13 protein-coding genes are annotated in these 16,016 nt (G+C 63.1%); 4 read left to right on the forward strand and 9 right to left on the reverse strand.

Annotated features, from left to right (window positions below):
- Positions 1-39: 39 nt before the first annotated feature.
- The 6 genes from VIL88_RS03255 to ytfQ all read right to left on the reverse strand — a co-directional run bounded on the left by VIL88_RS03255 (position 40) and on the right by ytfQ (position 6,576).
- Positions 40-1,197 carry an MFS transporter gene (locus tag VIL88_RS03255; RefSeq protein ID WP_331985916.1) on the reverse strand — a complete coding sequence of 386 codons (1,158 nt, stop codon included), beginning with the start codon at positions 1,195-1,197 and terminating at the stop codon, positions 40-42.
- 74 nt (positions 1,198-1,271) lie between these two features.
- Entirely contained in the window at positions 1,272-2,012 is a 741-nt protein-coding gene (locus VIL88_RS03260) for a FadR/GntR family transcriptional regulator (protein WP_331985918.1), read from the reverse strand.
- Position 2,013: 1 nt separating this feature from the next.
- Entirely contained in the window at positions 2,014-2,991 is a 978-nt protein-coding gene (yjfF, locus tag VIL88_RS03265) for a galactofuranose ABC transporter, permease protein YjfF (protein WP_331985920.1), read from the reverse strand.
- Positions 2,988-3,992, reverse strand: a complete 1,005-nt coding sequence (locus VIL88_RS03270; protein ID WP_331985922.1) for an ABC transporter permease — start codon at positions 3,990-3,992, stop codon at positions 2,988-2,990. The genes yjfF and VIL88_RS03270 overlap by 4 nt, the downstream gene beginning before the upstream one ends.
- The gene (locus VIL88_RS03275) at positions 3,989-5,506 is read right to left on the reverse strand and encodes a sugar ABC transporter ATP-binding protein (protein ID WP_331985924.1); all 1,518 of its coding nucleotides are present in this window, start codon (positions 5,504-5,506) and stop codon (positions 3,989-3,991) included. The genes VIL88_RS03270 and VIL88_RS03275 overlap by 4 nt, the downstream gene beginning before the upstream one ends.
- Positions 5,507-5,601: 95 nt before the next feature.
- The gene (ytfQ, locus tag VIL88_RS03280) at positions 5,602-6,576 is read right to left on the reverse strand and encodes a galactofuranose ABC transporter, galactofuranose-binding protein YtfQ (protein WP_331985926.1); all 975 of its coding nucleotides are present in this window, start codon (positions 6,574-6,576) and stop codon (positions 5,602-5,604) included.
- Between the two features lie 244 nt (positions 6,577-6,820).
- Here ytfQ and VIL88_RS03285 point away from each other — a divergent pair, with 244 nt between their 5' ends.
- Complete coding sequence (locus VIL88_RS03285; protein ID WP_331985928.1) at positions 6,821-8,077, forward strand: dienelactone hydrolase; 1,257 nt, start codon at positions 6,821-6,823, stop codon at positions 8,075-8,077.
- A gap of 18 nt (positions 8,078-8,095) precedes the next feature.
- Here VIL88_RS03285 and VIL88_RS03290 read toward each other — a convergent pair whose 3' ends face one another.
- From VIL88_RS03290 to VIL88_RS03300, 3 genes are all read right to left on the reverse strand, one after another.
- On the reverse strand, positions 8,096-8,884 hold the full coding sequence (locus VIL88_RS03290) for a metallophosphoesterase (protein ID WP_331985930.1): 789 nt from the start codon (positions 8,882-8,884) through the stop codon (positions 8,096-8,098).
- Between the two features lie 36 nt (positions 8,885-8,920).
- Entirely contained in the window at positions 8,921-10,159 is a 1,239-nt protein-coding gene (locus VIL88_RS03295) for an HAD family hydrolase (protein WP_331985932.1), read from the reverse strand.
- A gap of 98 nt (positions 10,160-10,257) precedes the next feature.
- Positions 10,258-11,289, reverse strand: a complete 1,032-nt coding sequence (locus VIL88_RS03300) for a LacI family DNA-binding transcriptional regulator (protein ID WP_331985934.1) — start codon at positions 11,287-11,289, stop codon at positions 10,258-10,260.
- Between the two features lie 220 nt (positions 11,290-11,509).
- Between VIL88_RS03300 and VIL88_RS03305 the strand changes: the two genes are divergently transcribed.
- From VIL88_RS03305 to VIL88_RS03315, 3 genes are all read left to right on the forward strand, one after another.
- The gene (locus tag VIL88_RS03305) at positions 11,510-13,504 is read left to right on the forward strand and encodes an ABC transporter substrate-binding protein (protein WP_331985936.1); all 1,995 of its coding nucleotides are present in this window, start codon (positions 11,510-11,512) and stop codon (positions 13,502-13,504) included.
- A 166-nt stretch (positions 13,505-13,670) separates the two neighbouring features.
- Positions 13,671-14,663, forward strand: coding sequence for an ABC transporter permease (locus VIL88_RS03310; protein ID WP_331985938.1), 993 nt, complete (start codon positions 13,671-13,673; stop codon positions 14,661-14,663).
- 198 nt (positions 14,664-14,861) lie between these two features.
- The gene (locus tag VIL88_RS03315; protein WP_331985940.1) at positions 14,862-16,010 is read left to right on the forward strand and encodes an ABC transporter permease; all 1,149 of its coding nucleotides are present in this window, start codon (positions 14,862-14,864) and stop codon (positions 16,008-16,010) included.
- The last annotated feature ends 6 nt before the right edge of the window (positions 16,011-16,016 follow it).

A 16,016-nucleotide genomic window follows, 5' to 3' on the forward strand; every position in this document is an offset into this window, starting at 1 on the left:
CGGACTCAATCAGAACGATTGCTGGGCTTGTGCGCTGCATCAGCGAGCGAAGGGTCGACGGAGGAGTTGGATCGCAAGGCTTGCCATAAGCATGACAGCGCCGGAGGCAAAGGCCCAGCGCACGCCAACGAGCTGCACCAGGCCTCCCAGCACGATCGGCGTAGCGATGCCGGCAAGGAACGCCATTTGCGAGAGGGACGACACGTTGGTCGCTGCCGGACGATCTCCAAGGCGAGCAGCCGCCGCAATGGCCATTGGAAAGAGAGCGCTGGTACCGATACCCATGAGGAAGAGGCCCAGGAAGGCAGCGGCCGCAACCGGCGAGATCACGACCATGGCGAGGCCAAGTCCGGCCGTTGCAGCCATCAGCAGGGCGAGCTTCTCCTTGCCGACAAGGTTCGAGAGGTTGGGGAAGCCGAGCCGGCCTGCTGCCTGTCCAATTGCCCAGGCGGTCACCGCCGCGGTGACGGTGGTTGGATCTGCCCCATAGCCATCGCGCAGCAGAATGCCGGACCAGTCGGAAGCGGCGTTGTCGAGGTAAAGGGCCGCACCGCCGGCCACAAACAGCACCAGAACCTGGCTTGTGGGTAGCACGATCCTGGCAGGTTGCTCGGTGGGAGCTGGCTTTCCGATGCTCCCACCAATGCCAATGGTCGCGATCACCACCAGAATTGTTGCCACTGGCAGGGCGATGGAAAGGTGCCACCAGGGCGCGACATCAAGGGCCCGGAAACCGATACCAGCCCCTCCGGCCATCACGGTAGCAACACTATAGAAGCCGTGGGCTCGAACCAGAACCGGTCGGCCAAGCGCAGCCTCGATCTGATCGGCCTCGACATTGCCCGTAACAGCGAGGATACCCTGCAGCGCTCCGGCCGCCGCCATGCACGCGAACAAGGCCGCTGCATTGCCCGCCATGGTAGCGGCGATCAGCGCAACGCCCAGTGCAGGAACAACAAGGCGGAAACTTCGGCGGAAACTCAGCCGGGCTGCCCATTGCGTGCCGAAGGTAAAAAGCAACAGCGTGCCGGCGGGATAGCCGGCAAGCCCAAAGCCGAGCTCCCAGCCATCCAGGCTTCCCAGGCGCTGCACGTCAGGGATGCGGGGGTACCAGCTGCCGAGCATCACGGCGCAGGCGAAAAAGGCGCAATAGAGCTGCCACGGCGAAGGGAGCTCCTGTTTCGCTTCGGGTTGCAACCTCTCCTCCACCAACCCCATAGCCGCACAATGCATAATCGTGGCGATGGCTCCTTGACTTCAGCATGTGGAGTTTACCTATGAAGCGTCATGGCTTGGCTTGCGTCCATGGCGATGATGCTGTCGAGCGCTGCTGAGGTGCTTACGGAGTCCGCCCGCTCGATGGCGTTGATCAGCGCGTCATGGGCGGAGAGCGAGGCAGACAGATAGTTCGTGCCCTCCGCCTCCAGGATGGACTTCAGTGCCAGGGCAAGTGTCAGTTCCACGATACCGGTGACCGAGCGCAGCAGGCTGTTGCCCGAGCTTTCGGCGATCGCCTTGTGGATCTCGAGGCAGGCCAGTCCATGTGCCTCGTGATTGCCGTCGGACATGTCCATCTGATGGAGCCAATACTTCATCAGGCGCACATGTTCGGCCGTCCGCCGCTCGCTCGCCAGCTTCACCGCCCGCGTTTCCAGCGCCTGCCGGATATCGAACACGCTCTCAAAGAACCGCCGGTCGGGACGGGCATAGAAGTGCCAGGACAGAACCTGCGGATCAAAAAAGCTCCAGCGGCTGGCGGGCGAAACGCGGGTGCCCACCTTGGGGCGGGCCTCAATCATCCCCTTGGCCTCCAGCGTCTTGAGCGCCTCGCGCAGCACCGTGCGCGAGACGCCGTAAGTGTCCATCATCGCCGCATCGCTAGCCAGGATCGAGCCGACGGGAAACTTGCCCGTCACGATGCCGAGCCCGATCTCGTTGATCACGAAGGTGTGGAAGTTTCGCGCAGCGGGCCGCCCGGACAGTGAGCGGATAAGGCTGCCTGCTTCGATCATACTAGGCCTTCTCGGGCTTCTCTTCTCCAGGGGCCGAAGCCGCAAAGATCACCCGCTGCAGCACGATGAACAGGAACAGCAGCACACCGATCACGATCTTGGTCCACCAGCTCGATAGCGTACCATCGAAAATAATGTAGGTCTGCACCAGCCCCAGCAGCATGACGCCGATGAATGTACCGAGCACAAAGCCATAGCCCCCGGTCAGCAGCGTGCCCCCGATCACCACGGCGCTTATGGCATCGAGCTCGACGCCCACTGCTGCCAGGGGATAACCGGCGGAGGTGTAAAGCGAAAAGACGATGCCCGACAAGGCGGCAAGAGTACTCGAAAGGACGTAGATCTGCACGGTAGTCTTGGCCACGGGAACGCCCATGAGCGACGCAGATACGGCATTGCCGCCCAGGGCATAGACATAGGAGCCGAACCGCGTGCGGTGGGCCAGCAGGGCGCCGAGGAGGAAGATGACGATCATCAAAAGGCCGATGAAGCTCAGCCGACCGCCGCCGGGCAGGCGTATGATGAGGTCCGAGATCCAGCCATAGAAGTCGTGGTTGATGGGCACCGAATCCTGCGTGATCACCGAGGCGCCGCCGCGGGCCAGGAACATGCCGGCCAGGGTGACGATGAAGCTGGGCACCTGCAAATAATGGATCGTCAGCCCCATGGCCGCTCCGAACAGGGCGGCAACGCCGAGGGCGATCACGAAGGCCAGAAGCGGATGCAGGCCCAGCCAGGTGACAAGGACGGCCACCAGCACGCCGGTGAAGCCGATCACTGCACCTACTGACAAGTCGATCCCACCCGAAATGATCACGAAGGTCATGCCCACGGCGGCAATGCCGAGGAAGGCGTTGTCGGTGAGGAAATTACCCAGCACGCGGGTCGAGAGCATGCCCGGAAACTGCAGCACGCTCACGGCATAGGCGATGACGAAGATGATGGCAGTCGCGGCCAGCGGACGGAGGGAGCGCTTCATTTGGTCACCGTCCGCCGAGTGTCGCGCTTGAAGAAGCCTGCCGCCGTACCCACTAGCGGCGACTGCAACAGCAGGATCAGGATGATCATGCCCGCCTTAACGATGAGGTTGAATTCGGGCCGGAAGCCCGACACCAGGATGCCGGTATTCATCGCCTGGATGATGATGGCGCCGACCACGGCCAGCGGGATGGAGAACCGCCCACCGAGGAGCGATGTCCCACCGATCACCACCGCCAGGATGGCGTCGAGTTCGAGCCAGAGGCCGGAATTGTTGGCATCGGCACCACGAATGTCGGCGGCCACCACGATGCCGGCGATGGCGGCACAGAAGCCGCTCAGCGCATAGACGAGGATCAGCAGCATGCGCGAGTGGATGCCTGCGAGCGAGGCGGCGGCGCGGTTGACGCCGATGGCCTGGATAAAGAGCCCGATTGCCGTCTGCTTGACCAGCAGCGTCACGAGCACCATCAGCACGACGGCGATAACGGCTGCCATAGGGAAGCCAAGGAAGGAGCCGGTGCCGATAAAGATCAGGGCCGGGTCGTTGAAGGTGACGATATAGCCCTCGGTGATCAATTGGGCGATGCCGCGGCCCGCCACCATCAGCACCAGGGTCGCAATGATGGGCTGGATATCGAGCACGGCGACAAGGAAGCCGTTCCACAAGCCGCACAGGAGGCCAACGGCGAGCGCCGCAATCACCGCGACTGGCGTTGGATAGCCCGCCACCACCATGGTCGCCGCCACCGCACCACAAACGGCCATGATGGCACCCACCGACAGGTCGACGCCCTTGGTAGCAATGACCCCGGTCATGCCGATGGCGAGGATTGCCACCGGCGCGCCGCGGTTGAGCACGTCGATCAGCGAGCCGAACAGGCGCCCGTCCTGCCAGGTGATGCGGAAGAAATTGGGAAACAGCGCCCAGTTGATCAGCAGGACGGCGGCAAGGGCCAAGAGCTGTGGATTGGCCAGGCGTTCGAGATGGAGCCGCTTCATGCGACGGCCTCGTCGGGGTTGTTGGCGATCGCCTGGACGATGACGCCGGGATTGATGTTGCGGCCGCGCAGTTCGGCGACCATCTGCCGGTCGCGCATCACCACGATGCGGGAGGAGTAGGCCACGACCTCGTCGAGCTCGGAGGAGATCACCAGCATGGCCATGCCCTCGTCGCGCAGGCGGTTGATGGTGCGCACAATCTCGGCATGAGCTCCCACGTCGATGCCGCGCGTGGGTTCATCGAGGATCAGGAAGGCTGGGTCTGTCGCCAGCCAGCGCGAGAGGATGACCTTTTGCTGGTTACCGCCCGACAGGAGCTTGACCGGCATATCGAGCGAAGCGGCGCGAATATCCATGGCCTCGCCGAAGCGCCCGGCGATTTCGAGCTGCTCGTCGCGATTGAGGGCGCGGAACCAGCCGAGCTTGCCCTGGAGGGCAATGACGATGTTTTCGCGTACCGACAGGTCGCCTAGGATGCCCTCTGCTTTCCGGTCCTCCGGGGTAAAGCCGAAGCCGTGCCGTATGGCATCGGTCGTGTTGCGAATGGCGCTGGGCTGTCCCTTGACGGTGACGGTCCCCTGATCTGCCGGGTCGGCGCCGAACATCATGCGCGCAACCTCGGTGCGTCCCGAGCCCAGGAGCCCCGCGACACCGACGACCTCGCCCTTGTGGATGGTGAGGTCGAAGGGATGAACGCCGCGCTTGCGGCCATAACCCTTGAATACGAGCAGCACTTCCTGCGCGGCCTCGCTGGGCTCCACGTCGGTGGCGCCCGAAAAAGCGATGTCCTTGCCCAGCATCAGGCGCACCACTTCGGTGCGGTTCAGGGCATTGAGGGGACGCGTATCGATCAGCTTGCCATTGCGCAGCACCGTCACGCGGTCGGAAATGGCAAAGACCTGATCGAGAAAATGGGTGATGAAAATGATGGCTAGGCCCCGCGCCTTGAGCCCGCGAACCACCTCGAACAGCCGCTCGACCTCGTTACGGTCAAGGCTCGCGGTCGGTTCGTCGAGGATCAGCACCTTGCCCGAGAGCTGCACCGCCCGCGCAATCGCAACGATCTGCTGCACGGCCACTGAGTGGGTGCCGAGTTCGCTGGATGGGTCGATGTCGAGGTCGTAGTTCTTGAGCACCGCCCGCGCGTCGCGCTCCATCTTGCGGAAGTCGACGAGCCCGAAGCGGCGCGGCTGATGGCCGAGAAAGAGGTTTTCCGCAACCGATCGATTGGGCAGGAGATTGACCTCCTGATAAACTGTACCGATGCCAAAGGTCTGCGCGTGCAGGGGGTTGTCGAGCTGGACCTGGGCGCCATCGACAAAGACGCCGCCGCCGTCGGGCTGGTAGGCGCCGGTCAGGATCTTGATCAGCGTGGATTTGCCGGCGCCGTTCTCGCCCAGCAGGGCATGCACTTCGCCCGGCTCGAGGCCAAAGGTGACATTATCCAGGGCAACATGATTGCCGAAGATCTTCATCACCCCGCGCGCTTCGAGCACGTAGTTGGTGTCGGCCATGCCGTTCCTCCGCAGTCATCAAAGACGTCTACGTGTAGATCATCCCGGCACAGAGCCGGGATGATCCCATTCTTGTAGATGCGTCGGCAGGTTGCTTAGTAACCCAGGCCTTTGCGGCGGTCATACTCGCCCTGCGGATCGTCGGCAGGCGTATAGAGCTTGGACTCGGTGATGATGAACTTCTCGGGCTCGGTGCCGTCGGCGAGGTAGGCCGAGAGGGCGTCGAAGGCGGGGCCGGCCATGTTGGGGGTCAGTTCCACCGTGGCATTGGCTTCACCGGCGGCCATGGCGGCGAAAATGTCCGGGACGGCGTCGATCGAAACGATCTTGATGTCAGTGCCGGGCTTGAGGCCCGCATCCTTGATGGCCTGGATGGCGCCAACGGCCATGTCGTCATTATGGGCATAGACCGCGCAGATGTCGGCGCCGCCGTTTTCGGCCTTGATGAAGCCTTCCATCACTTCCTTGCCCTTGGCGCGGGTGAAGTCACCCGTCTGCGAGCGGGCGATGGTGATGTTGTCGTGTCCCGCAATGGCCTCCTCGAAGCCCTGCTTGCGGTTGATCGCAGGGGTGGAGCCGACGGTGCCCTGCAGTTCGACGACCTTGCAGTCCTCGTCGCCTACCTCTTCGACTAGCCACTCGCCGGCCACGCGGCCTTCAAGAACCTGGTCGGAGGCAACGGAGGTCAGGTAAAGGTCTTCGGGCGCATCGACGCCGCGGTCGAGCAGCATGACGGGGATTTCGGCTTCCTTGGCCTCGGTCAGCACGTCTTCCCAGCCGGTGGCAACCACGGGCGCCACGAGGATGGCGTCAACGCCCTGGGCGATAAAGCCGCGGATGGCCTTGATCTGGTTTTCCTGTTTCTGCTGGGCGTCGGCAAACTTGAGGTCGATGCCGCGCGCTTCGGCTTCCTGCTTGGTGACCGAAGTCTCGGCGGCGCGCCAACCCGATTCGGAACCGATCTGCGAAAAGCCGACGACGAGGCCGTTCAGATTGTCTTGGGCAACGCTGACGGACGTCAAAGCGGTAGCGAGGCTCGCCGCGAGGGCGAGCTTGGAAATGATGGTCACGATGTCCTCCCAATGTGGTCGCCACGGCGTGTTCACCTGCAGCGATGGGAGGAAGCTACATAAAGTACTATTATATGTAAAGTGGGGTCGATAGCGCACATCCAACAGGCGTGCTTCAGCATGAAAGTGTCATCGGACCGAGTGATTCCGGTGCTAGACTGTGGCGCAAAGCCTTGAGGGTTAGCCGATGCGGAAGATACTGGTGATTGTGGCAGCGATGGTTTTCGCGGGGAGTAGCGTAGCCTTGGCGCAAGAAAACCGTATTGACCTCATCCGGCCGGATGCTCCGGAACTTGCCACGTTCGGCTCTTTGGCCGTCGGCGTGCGCACGATCCAGCTGAGCAACCCGGATCAGGTGGATGTCTTGCATGTGGAAGCCGGCAAGGACCTGCCGCTCTATGACCGACCCTTAACGGTGGAAGTCTGGTATCCAACGGAAGATGGTGGTGTCCCGAGCCCATACGAGAACGTCTTCCTCCGCGATGGCGAGACGCAGGTAACGCTCCATGGCCGCGCCTCGCGCGATGCCAAGCCGAAAGCGGCAGAAGGCGGGGAGGGTTATCCGCTCGTCATCATCTCGCATGGCTATCCCGGCAACCGCTTCCTGCTCAGCCACCTGGCCGAAAACCTCGCCTCCAAGGGCTATGTCGTGGCCTCTATTGACCATACCGACTCCACCTATGCCGACCAGGGCGCATTCGCCTCGACGCTGGTCAACCGCTCGCTGGACCAGAAGTTCGTGCTCAACGAAATGGCGCGTCTCGGCGACGAGAAGGACGGTTTCCTCTCCGGTCTCGTGGACGCCGACACGGCTGCCATCATCGGCTATTCCATGGGCGGTTACGGTGCCGTCGTCTCCGCTGGCGGTGGTCTTACACAGGCGGCAACCGAACTGGGTGGGCCCGGGAACACTCTTGCCGTGCATCTTGCAGGCTCGGCCAGCCACGCCCAGCTGCCCGACGATCGGGTCAAGGCGGTCGTCGCCTTTGCGCCCTGGGGCATGAACCGCGATCTGTGGGACGCCGAAGGCCTCGCAGGTATCCGCAAGTCGATATTCTACGTGTCGGGCAGCTCAGATGACGTCTCGCTCTACGAGAACGGAACGAAGAAAATCTACGAGTTCAGCGTGAACGCGCCCGAGCGCTATCTGCTGACCTTCGACAATGCCGGCCACAACGCGGCCGCGCCCATCCCCGCGCCGGTCGAAGCCTGGACAGTGTCGGAAAAGCTCGGCCAGGCGCCGTTCGGCCACTATGCCGATCCGGTCTGGGACACGGTGCGCATGAACAATATTGCCCAGCACTTCGTCACGGCCTTCCTCGGCAAGCATCTCAAGGGCGATGCGTCCATGTCCGCCTATCTCGACCTGGTCGAGGATGCGGCGGCGGGCGTCTATGCCGTCAGCGAGAGCGGAGCCGAACAGAATGAGCACACCTATTGGAAGGGCTTTGCCGAGGGTACGGCAAAGGGCCTCTCCCTGATGCAGGCCGTTGCGGACTAGAGCTAGGCGGCGGCAGACCTATTCCGCCACCGCGATGTCGGCATTGGCATCGATGTAGTTGTCGAAGTGCACCGTGGTGCTCTCAGCCGTGCCTACCACATAAGCCAGCTGGCCGGGCCCATTGCGCCGGCGCATCGGCACCGTTGGCTGGTCCACCGTGCAATAGTAGTGCCCACCCGCCAGGGTGGTGAAGGCAATGCCCTGCCACATCGCGGTGGAGGTCAGGTGGACATGCCCCGCAATGACCTGCCGCACGTCCGGATGGGCCTTGAGCGCTGCGAGGAAAGGCGCGGCGTCGACGATGCGGATGTCATCCGATTCCACGTGGAGGGCATTGGCATTGTGGTGAATGATGACGATTACCGGCCGGTCAATCGCTTCTGCGAGACGAAGTCTTAGCCACTCGATCTGCCCGGTGCTCAGCACGCCATCCACTCGCCCGGGCTCCGAAGAATCGAGGAGAATGATCCGGTATCCCTTGGCGTCGATGACCTTGTCGATCTTGCCGGTCGCGCCGATCTCACCTGCGCCGAAGACGGAGAGGAAACTGCTGCGATCATCGTGATTGCCCAGGGTCAGGTAAACCGGAATGGGCATGCGATCGAGGATTCGCTTGAGGCGGATATAGGCGGCAGGCTCGCCTGCATCGGCCAGATCGCCCGCAATGACGCAGAAGTCCGCATCGCTGTAACGCGCGCTGATCGCCTCCAGGGCCTGCTCCAGGCGCGCGCCAGTGTCCAGGGTGACGGACACCTGTCCTTCGGGCACGACATGGAGGTCGCTCAGCACGATAAACTTCAAGGTCACCTGCCGCTCCCGTTCAAAGGATTGACGTTCGCTGCGTCAGACGAAGGCCGGGTTCAGCCCGGTACGGCTCATCTGGCGCTCGATCTCTTCCAAGAGCGCCGGCAGTTCGCCCGGCGTGCGAATGGTGTAGCGGGGCACTTCCACGCTGTTTGCCGGTACATGGGTGCGCTTCTTGGACCATTTTTGCCAGACGCTGACGATGCCGAGCTGGTTGGCCCCGCCAATGTCGCGTTCGAGGTGATTGCCGACCATGACGATCGCGCTGGCGTCAGCTTCCGACAGCCCGAGCGACGCCATTGCCTTTTGGAACATGCGCCTGTCCGGCTTTTCGCAGCCTTCCGTTTCCGAGATCACCTGCACATGGAAATGGGGGGCAATGCCATGGCCGCCAAGCACCGTGGCAAAGCTGCGCACCCGCCCGTCGGCCACCAGCGCCAGCCGATAACCGTCTTCGACTAGCGCGCGCACCATTTCGAGCGCACCGGGGATCAGGCCCGCCTCGATCACATAGCCCTCGCCGTCGAACTTTTCGGTGGCCTCGTTGACCAGCGTGTCGCCGCTGTCGAGAAACACGGCCTTGAGCAGCGGCTGTTCTCTACGGACCTCTGCCAGCACCGACTTGACCCGCTCCGGAATCCAGGCCTGCAATTCGGGCCAGGCGACGAAGTCCAGCGTCGCAAGGTCGAGGCGCTGCTCGAAGCCCAGCGCCGGCAGGAACGCACGGCTCTGCAAGTAGCGCTTCACGGCGCGGTGGTCTTCCGCCGTGACGGCACCCAGCATAGGCGCGAATATGTCGTTGATCAGCACGCCGCCCCGACCGGGCAGCTCCCGGCACGCCAGGCGCGACGCTTCGGCATCCTTGGCTTGCTCGGCAGTGGAACCGGTGAAGGCATGCTTGCCCGGCGCTGAAACCAGCGTGACGCGACCATTCTCGATGGGGAGGGCTCCATCCTCGCCGCGCATCGGTATCATGCTCCCATGGGCGCTGGCCCGCACGGACACGATGTTGTCGGCAGCGTCGAGCGAGAGCCAGACATGCTCGAGTTCATAGAGGTGCTGGATGTCCCAGTCCCACCAGATGGCATACTCGATCACCTTGCCGACGCCCGGCTCGAAGGTGACGTCAAGTGGTGCCGAAGGGGAACGGCCGGGCGCCGCAAATACCGAAATACCGACGCGAGAGGGCAGGAACGGCTCATTGTCGCAAAAGCGGATTACCGGCGCCAGCTGCCGTGCCAGCGCAAGATCGGAGCCGGACAGGGATGAAGACGACATGGCGCAGTTCCGCATAGCTGATCAGTGTTGGAAACTTGTAATCGTTTTCAGGCCGGAACCACAAGCCGGAATGCGTACCAACCTGCCGCCTTTTTGGCTCAGGTGACCCGAATGGTGGAATCGCGCTGCAGCAAGGTATTTTCCAGCACCACCTGGCGTGGCGTGGTGCTGAGGCCGCGCATGTGGTCGATCAGGGTTGTGGCGGCGATCTGCCCCATTTCGTGGATGGGCTGCGCAATGGTGGAGAGGGTGGGGAAAGTAACGGCCGATTCCATCACCCCGTCATAGCCCAGGATCGACATGTCGCGGGGCAGGTCGAGACCGAGCGCGTGGGCGGAGTGCATCACCCCCAGCGCCAGCATGTCCGTAGTTGCGAAAATGGCGGTCAGGCCTGGTTGGCTGGTAATCAGCGCCGCTCCCACCTCGCGGCCGACCTCGAAGCTGGCGCTGTCGAAGGGCGCGGAATAGGTAATTTCCACATCGCTGGTGAGATCGGCGGCGGCCTGCCTGATGCCCCGCACCCGCTCGCTGCCCACATCGGCCGCGCCGCCCTTCTGGGCAACGGCACCGGCAACGACCCCGATGCGGCGATGACCCAGTTCGATCAGGTGGCGCATCCCTTGGTAACCGCCTGAAAAATTGTCGCACACCACTGAACTGGCAGCATTGGCAAGGCGCGGCTTCATGTCCACGAAAGCCACGGCGACGCCGCGGTCGCGCAGGGTGCTGATCTGCTTGGCCATGCGCTGGCCAGTGCCTGAAGGGCGAATGATGATGCCCTGGACGCGCATGTCGAGCATGGTTTCAAGATAGGCCGCCTCGCGCTCCGCATCGCCATTGGTGGAGCAGAGCAGCACGCGATAGCCCTGGTCGAACATCGTGTTCTCGATGGCATAGGCGAGGGCGCTGCTGAACGGCGTCCGCTGTTGGCGCAGCAAGACGCCGACGATATTGCTCTGCTGTGTACGAAAGGAGCTGGCGAGCCCATTGGGCCGGTAGCCGAGCTCTGCGATCGCCTTGGTCACGACCTCGCGCACGGCGGGCCGGACATGCCTATAGTCATTGACCACGCGCGACACAGTGGCGATCGACACATTGGCGTGTCTTGCCACGTCCTTGATAGTTGCCATCGCCGGTTATCCCTCTTTGCATAGCGCTACACGCCCATGCCTAGCAATGCGATTTCCTAACTTGTTTTGAAAACGTTTACAATATACCGTCACCAGATCGACAAGCGTGGGTACTAGTGACGAGGTGCAAAAGCACCCTTGGAAGGTGAGGCTTCCGGCTCCATCACCCACCGGCCGGACCTCGGAGGATGCGAATGTTTATTCGTGGGAGGGAATCATCATGCAGAAGGATCGTTTCGGCGTAACCCGCGTGCTGGCGGCAACGTCGGTCTTGCTTGGCACCACGGCGCTGCCGGCGACATGGACGCTGCCGGTTCAGGCGCAGGACGCCGCCAATGTCTGCGCGAGCGGCTTCACCGAAGCGCCGCAGCTCAAGGCAATGGTCGACGCCGGCACGCTGCCCCCGGTGGCCGAGCGCCTGCCGAGCGAACCGCTGGTGATCCAGCCCGCCGAGGAGATCGGCACCTATGGCGGCCAGTTCATTGACAGCTGGGGCGGCGGTAACCTCGCCGACATCCGTCAGTTCGGCTACGAGCCGCTGGTGCGCTGGAGCGTCGATGGCTCCGAAGTCGTGCCCGGTATCGCCAAGAGCTGGGACATCAGCGAGGACGCCCGCACCTATACCTTCCACCTGCGCGAAGGCATGAAGTGGTCAGACGGCCACCCCTTCACCGCCGACGATATCCTCTTCTGGTGGGATCGGGTCGAGAACAATCCCAAGATCACCACCGGCGGCCCGCGCGCCGAGCTGCTCAACAACGGCAAGAAGCCGACCGTCACCAAGGTCGATGACGTCACCGTCAGCTTTGCCTTCGAAGACCCGAATGGCCTCTTTCTCCAGAACATGGCCGGCCCCTATGGCCAGCGCGCCGTGCAGTTCCCCAAGCACTATATGGAACAGTTGGATATCGACCTGAACCCCGAGGGCGTGGCCGAGATGATGGCCGCCGCCGGCGCTACGGACTACGCGGCCTGGTACAAGGGCAATGTAGGCTCCTACAATGATCCGGCGCAGTTCAACGACCCCAAGCGCCCGTCCATCCATGCATGGATCGGCAGTGACACCATTCTGGGCAAGGAACGCGTGACCTTCACGCGCAATCCCTACTATTTCGCCGTCGACCCCTCCTGCCAGCAGCTCCCCTATATCGACGAGCGCGTCTGGACCGTGGCCGCCGACGCGGAAGTAACGCTGCTTCTGGCCATTCAGGGCCAGATCACCATGTCCCCGCGCACCGTCTCGACGCCGCAGAACCGCGCGGTGTTCTTCGACAACCAGCAAGCGGGCGACTACCGCCTGATCCCGGCCTCGAGCTGCGACTACAACACGGCCGTGCTGGGTTTCTCGGTGAACCACCCCGACCCCAACAAGGCCGAAGTGTTCAGCTCCAAGGATTTCCGCGCCGGCGTGTCGCATGCCATCAACCGCCAGGAAATCATCGACACTATCTACCTGGGCCAGGGCGAACCTTTCCAGCCCGCGCCGCTGCCCAACTCACCCTTCTACAATGAGAAGCTTGCGAAGGAATTCACCGAGTTCGACCTCGCCAAGGCCGAGGAACATCTCGACAAGATCATCCCCAAGAACGCTGACGGCATCCGTGTCGGACCCGATGGCCAACCGTTCAAGTTCACCGTCGAGATCAATGCCGATTTTAAGCCGGACACGGTCGATGCCTTCCAGCTCATCGAGCGCACCTGGAAGCAGGCTGGCCTCGATGTGACGGTGAACTACCATTCCGACGAGCTCTTCGGGAATGCCCGCGCCAAGCCCGAGGCCGACGCCGCCGTCTGGGTGGGCGAGAATGGTTGCGGCCAGCTGCCGCTCCTCAATCTCAGCCGCTTCCTCAACGACTACGGCTATTGGTCGCTGGGCAACTGGTCCGGCTGGGCCGCCTGGGATGCGCGCCGCATCAACCCCGAAGCCGAACTCGCCGAAGGCGTGACCCCGATCGAGCCGCCCGCCAATGTGCAGCGCCTCTATGAACTGCGCCAGACCATCCCCACCACGGTGGGCGAGGAGCAGGCTGCGCTGATGACGGAATTCACCGACCTCCTGGCCGAAGAGTTCCTCACGATCGGCATCGCCAACCCAGCCGGCTACTACCGCTCGGTCAAGAACGACCTGCGCAACGTGCCCGCCGAGCTGATCGAAGGCTGGCTCTATCCCGGCCCGGCCCCTGCCAACTTCGCTACCTTCTTCTTCAAGGAGTAACGCTCTGGGACAGCCGCAGCCTCCTGCGGCTGTCCCTCAACCCGCCGCAGCGTCATTCCCGCGGAAGCGGGAATCTCCCTTGTTGAGGAGAGTGGGATTCCCGCTTTCGCGGGAATGACGCGGTGGATCAGGGCAGCGCACCACCAGCCAGGAAAGGAGATCACCCATGGGAGCCTTCATGTTGCGCCGGATCCTCTACGTGATCCCCGCGCTGATCGCCGTGTCGCTGATCTCGTTCCTGGTGATCGCCATCCCGCCTGGCGATTTCGTCAGCCGCACGGCCGAACTCTCCGCCGCCCAGGGCGATGTCATGCCGCTGGCCGAGCAGGAAGCCATGCGCCGCGCCTATGGGCTCGATCTCCCTATCATGGTGCAATACTGGAACTGGATCAGCGGCGTCGTGCTGCGCGGCGACTTCGGCTATTCGTTCAGCTTCAACCTCCCAGTCAAGGATGTGATCTGGCCGCGCCTGGGCCTCACCATCGTCCTTTCGGTGGCAAGTCTTCTCTTCATCTGGGCCGTCGCCATTCCGGTGGGCATCTATTCGGCGGTGCGCCGCTATTCGGCAGGCGATTACCTCGCCACCTTCCTCGGCTTCCTGGGCCTGGCCATTCCAAACTTCCTCTTGGCGCTGGGCGCCATGTATATTGCCTTCGCCTGGTTCGGGGTGAATGTGGGCGGTCTCTTCTCGCCCGAGTATGTGGAAGCGCCCTGGAGCTGGGCGCGCGTGCTGGACCTGCTCAACCACCTCTGGCTGCCCATGATCGTCCTCGGCACGGCCGGCACCGCCAGCGTGATAAGGGTGATCCGCGCCAATCTCCTCGACGAGTTGCACAAGCCCTATGTCACGGCGGCCCGCGCCAAGGGCAAGGGCGAGTTCGCCCTGCTGATGAAGTATCCGGTGCGCCACGCGCTCAACCCCTTCGTGTCGGGGCAGAACGACATCTTCGTCGACATCGTCTCGGGCGGCACCATCGTCGCCATCGTCATGGGCCTGCAGACCACCGGCCCGCTGCTGCTCGATGCCCTGAGGACGCAGGATATGTATATGGCCGCGAGCTTCATCCTGATGCTGAGCGTGCTGGTGGTGATCGGCACGCTGCTCAGCGACCTGCTGCTGGCCTGGCTCGATCCGCGCATCCGGTATGGGCAGGGGTAGGGGAATGAGTGAGTTTCCTGACGTTGTGACTCCCCACACCTCCACCCTCACTCCCTCCCCACAAGGGGGAGGGAAACTCGCCCGGTGTGGATGGCATGTTCTCGGACCACAAGGGCCGCAGTCGACACCCTCCCCCTTGCGAGGAGGGATCAAGGGTGGGGGTAGATTCCAGGCTCGATGCTTCGGAAGGGGCAGACCATGACCACCTTCGACGAAACCACCGGCCGTGTTGCTCCCATCGCCGCCAAGCACCAGCGCGGCCGTGGCTATGACGGGCACTGGGCGCTGGTCTGGCAGAAGTTCCTCCGGCACAAGCTGGGCGTTGCCGGTGGCATCGTGGTTATCCTGGCCTATTTCGTCGCCGCTATCCCCGAATTCATCGCCCCGGTGACGCTGGAAGCCTATAACCCCGCCTATAGCTATGCGCCGCCGCAGCCCATTCACCTCGGGCGCGATGATGGCGAGGGCTGGCGCTGGGCGCCCCACGTCAACGCCTACAAATCCGAGATCGACTACAATTCGGGCCGCCGCACCTTTGTGGAAGACCCAACCCAGCCCATAGACATCGGCCTGTTCGTCCAGGGCGAGCCCTTCCGCCTGTTCGGCCTCTTTCCGACCGACCGGCACCTCGTCGGGCCGGTGGTTGCCGGGCAGCCTTTCTTTGTCGCCGGAGCCGACCGGCTAGGCCGCGATATCCTGAGCCGCACCATCTATGGCACGCGCATTTCCATGACCATCGGCCTGATCGGCGTGTCGCTGAGCCTCGTCTTCGGCATCCTGATCGGCGGCATCTCCGGCCTCTTTGGCGGCGTGGTCGACAACCTCATCCAGCGCTTCATCGAGTTCATCCAGTCCGTGCCATCGATCCCGCTTTGGATCGGCCTGGCTGCCGCCATTCCCTCGACGGTGCCGCCGTTGCAGGTCTATTTCCTGATCACCATCATTCTCTCCGTCCTGGGCTGGACCAGCCTGGCGCGCGTGGTGCGCGGCCGCTTTCTCGCCATGCGCAACGAGGATTTCGTCAAGGCGGCACGACTCGATGGCTGTGGGCCCGTCCGCATCATCTTCCGTCACATGCTTCCGAGCTTTCTCAGCCACATCATCGCCACCGTGTCGTTGGCCATTCCGGGCATGATCCTGGCGGAAACCGCGCTGAGCTATCTCGGCATCGGGCTCAGGACGCCCATCGTGAGCTGGGGCGTGCTGCTGCAGGAGGCGCAGAACGTGCGCACCATTGCCTCGGCCCCCTGGCTGCTGTTGCCGGGCGTGGCGGTGGTGATCGCCGTTTTGGCGCTCAACTTCCTCGGCGATGGCCTGCGCGATGCGGCCGACCCCTATTCGGACTGAGGCCGG

This window comes from Devosia sp. (assembly GCF_036563435.1).
Classification (GTDB): Bacteria; Pseudomonadota; Alphaproteobacteria; order Rhizobiales; family Devosiaceae; genus Devosia.

Excerpts from the sequence above, each read along its gene's own strand:
- VIL88_RS03295 (WP_331985932.1), bottom strand. The coding sequence starts at position 10,159 with ATGTCGTCTTCATCCCTGTCCGGCTCCGATCTTGCGCTGGCACGGCAG.
- VIL88_RS03275 (WP_331985924.1), bottom strand. The coding sequence starts at position 5,506 with ATGGCCGACACCAACTACGTGCTCGAAGCGCGCGGGGTGATGAAGATC.
- VIL88_RS03270 (WP_331985922.1), bottom strand. The coding sequence starts at position 3,992 with ATGAAGCGGCTCCATCTCGAACGCCTGGCCAATCCACAGCTCTTGGCC.
- VIL88_RS03315 (WP_331985940.1), top strand. The coding sequence starts at position 14,862 with ATGACCACCTTCGACGAAACCACCGGCCGTGTTGCTCCCATCGCCGCC.
- yjfF (WP_331985920.1), bottom strand. The coding sequence starts at position 2,991 with ATGAAGCGCTCCCTCCGTCCGCTGGCCGCGACTGCCATCATCTTCGTC.
- VIL88_RS03260 (WP_331985918.1), bottom strand. The coding sequence starts at position 2,012 with ATGATCGAAGCAGGCAGCCTTATCCGCTCACTGTCCGGGCGGCCCGCT.
- VIL88_RS03310 (WP_331985938.1), top strand. The coding sequence starts at position 13,671 with ATGGGAGCCTTCATGTTGCGCCGGATCCTCTACGTGATCCCCGCGCTG.
- VIL88_RS03300 (WP_331985934.1), bottom strand. The coding sequence starts at position 11,289 with ATGGCAACTATCAAGGACGTGGCAAGACACGCCAATGTGTCGATCGCC.
- VIL88_RS03305 (WP_331985936.1), top strand. The coding sequence starts at position 11,510 with ATGCAGAAGGATCGTTTCGGCGTAACCCGCGTGCTGGCGGCAACGTCG.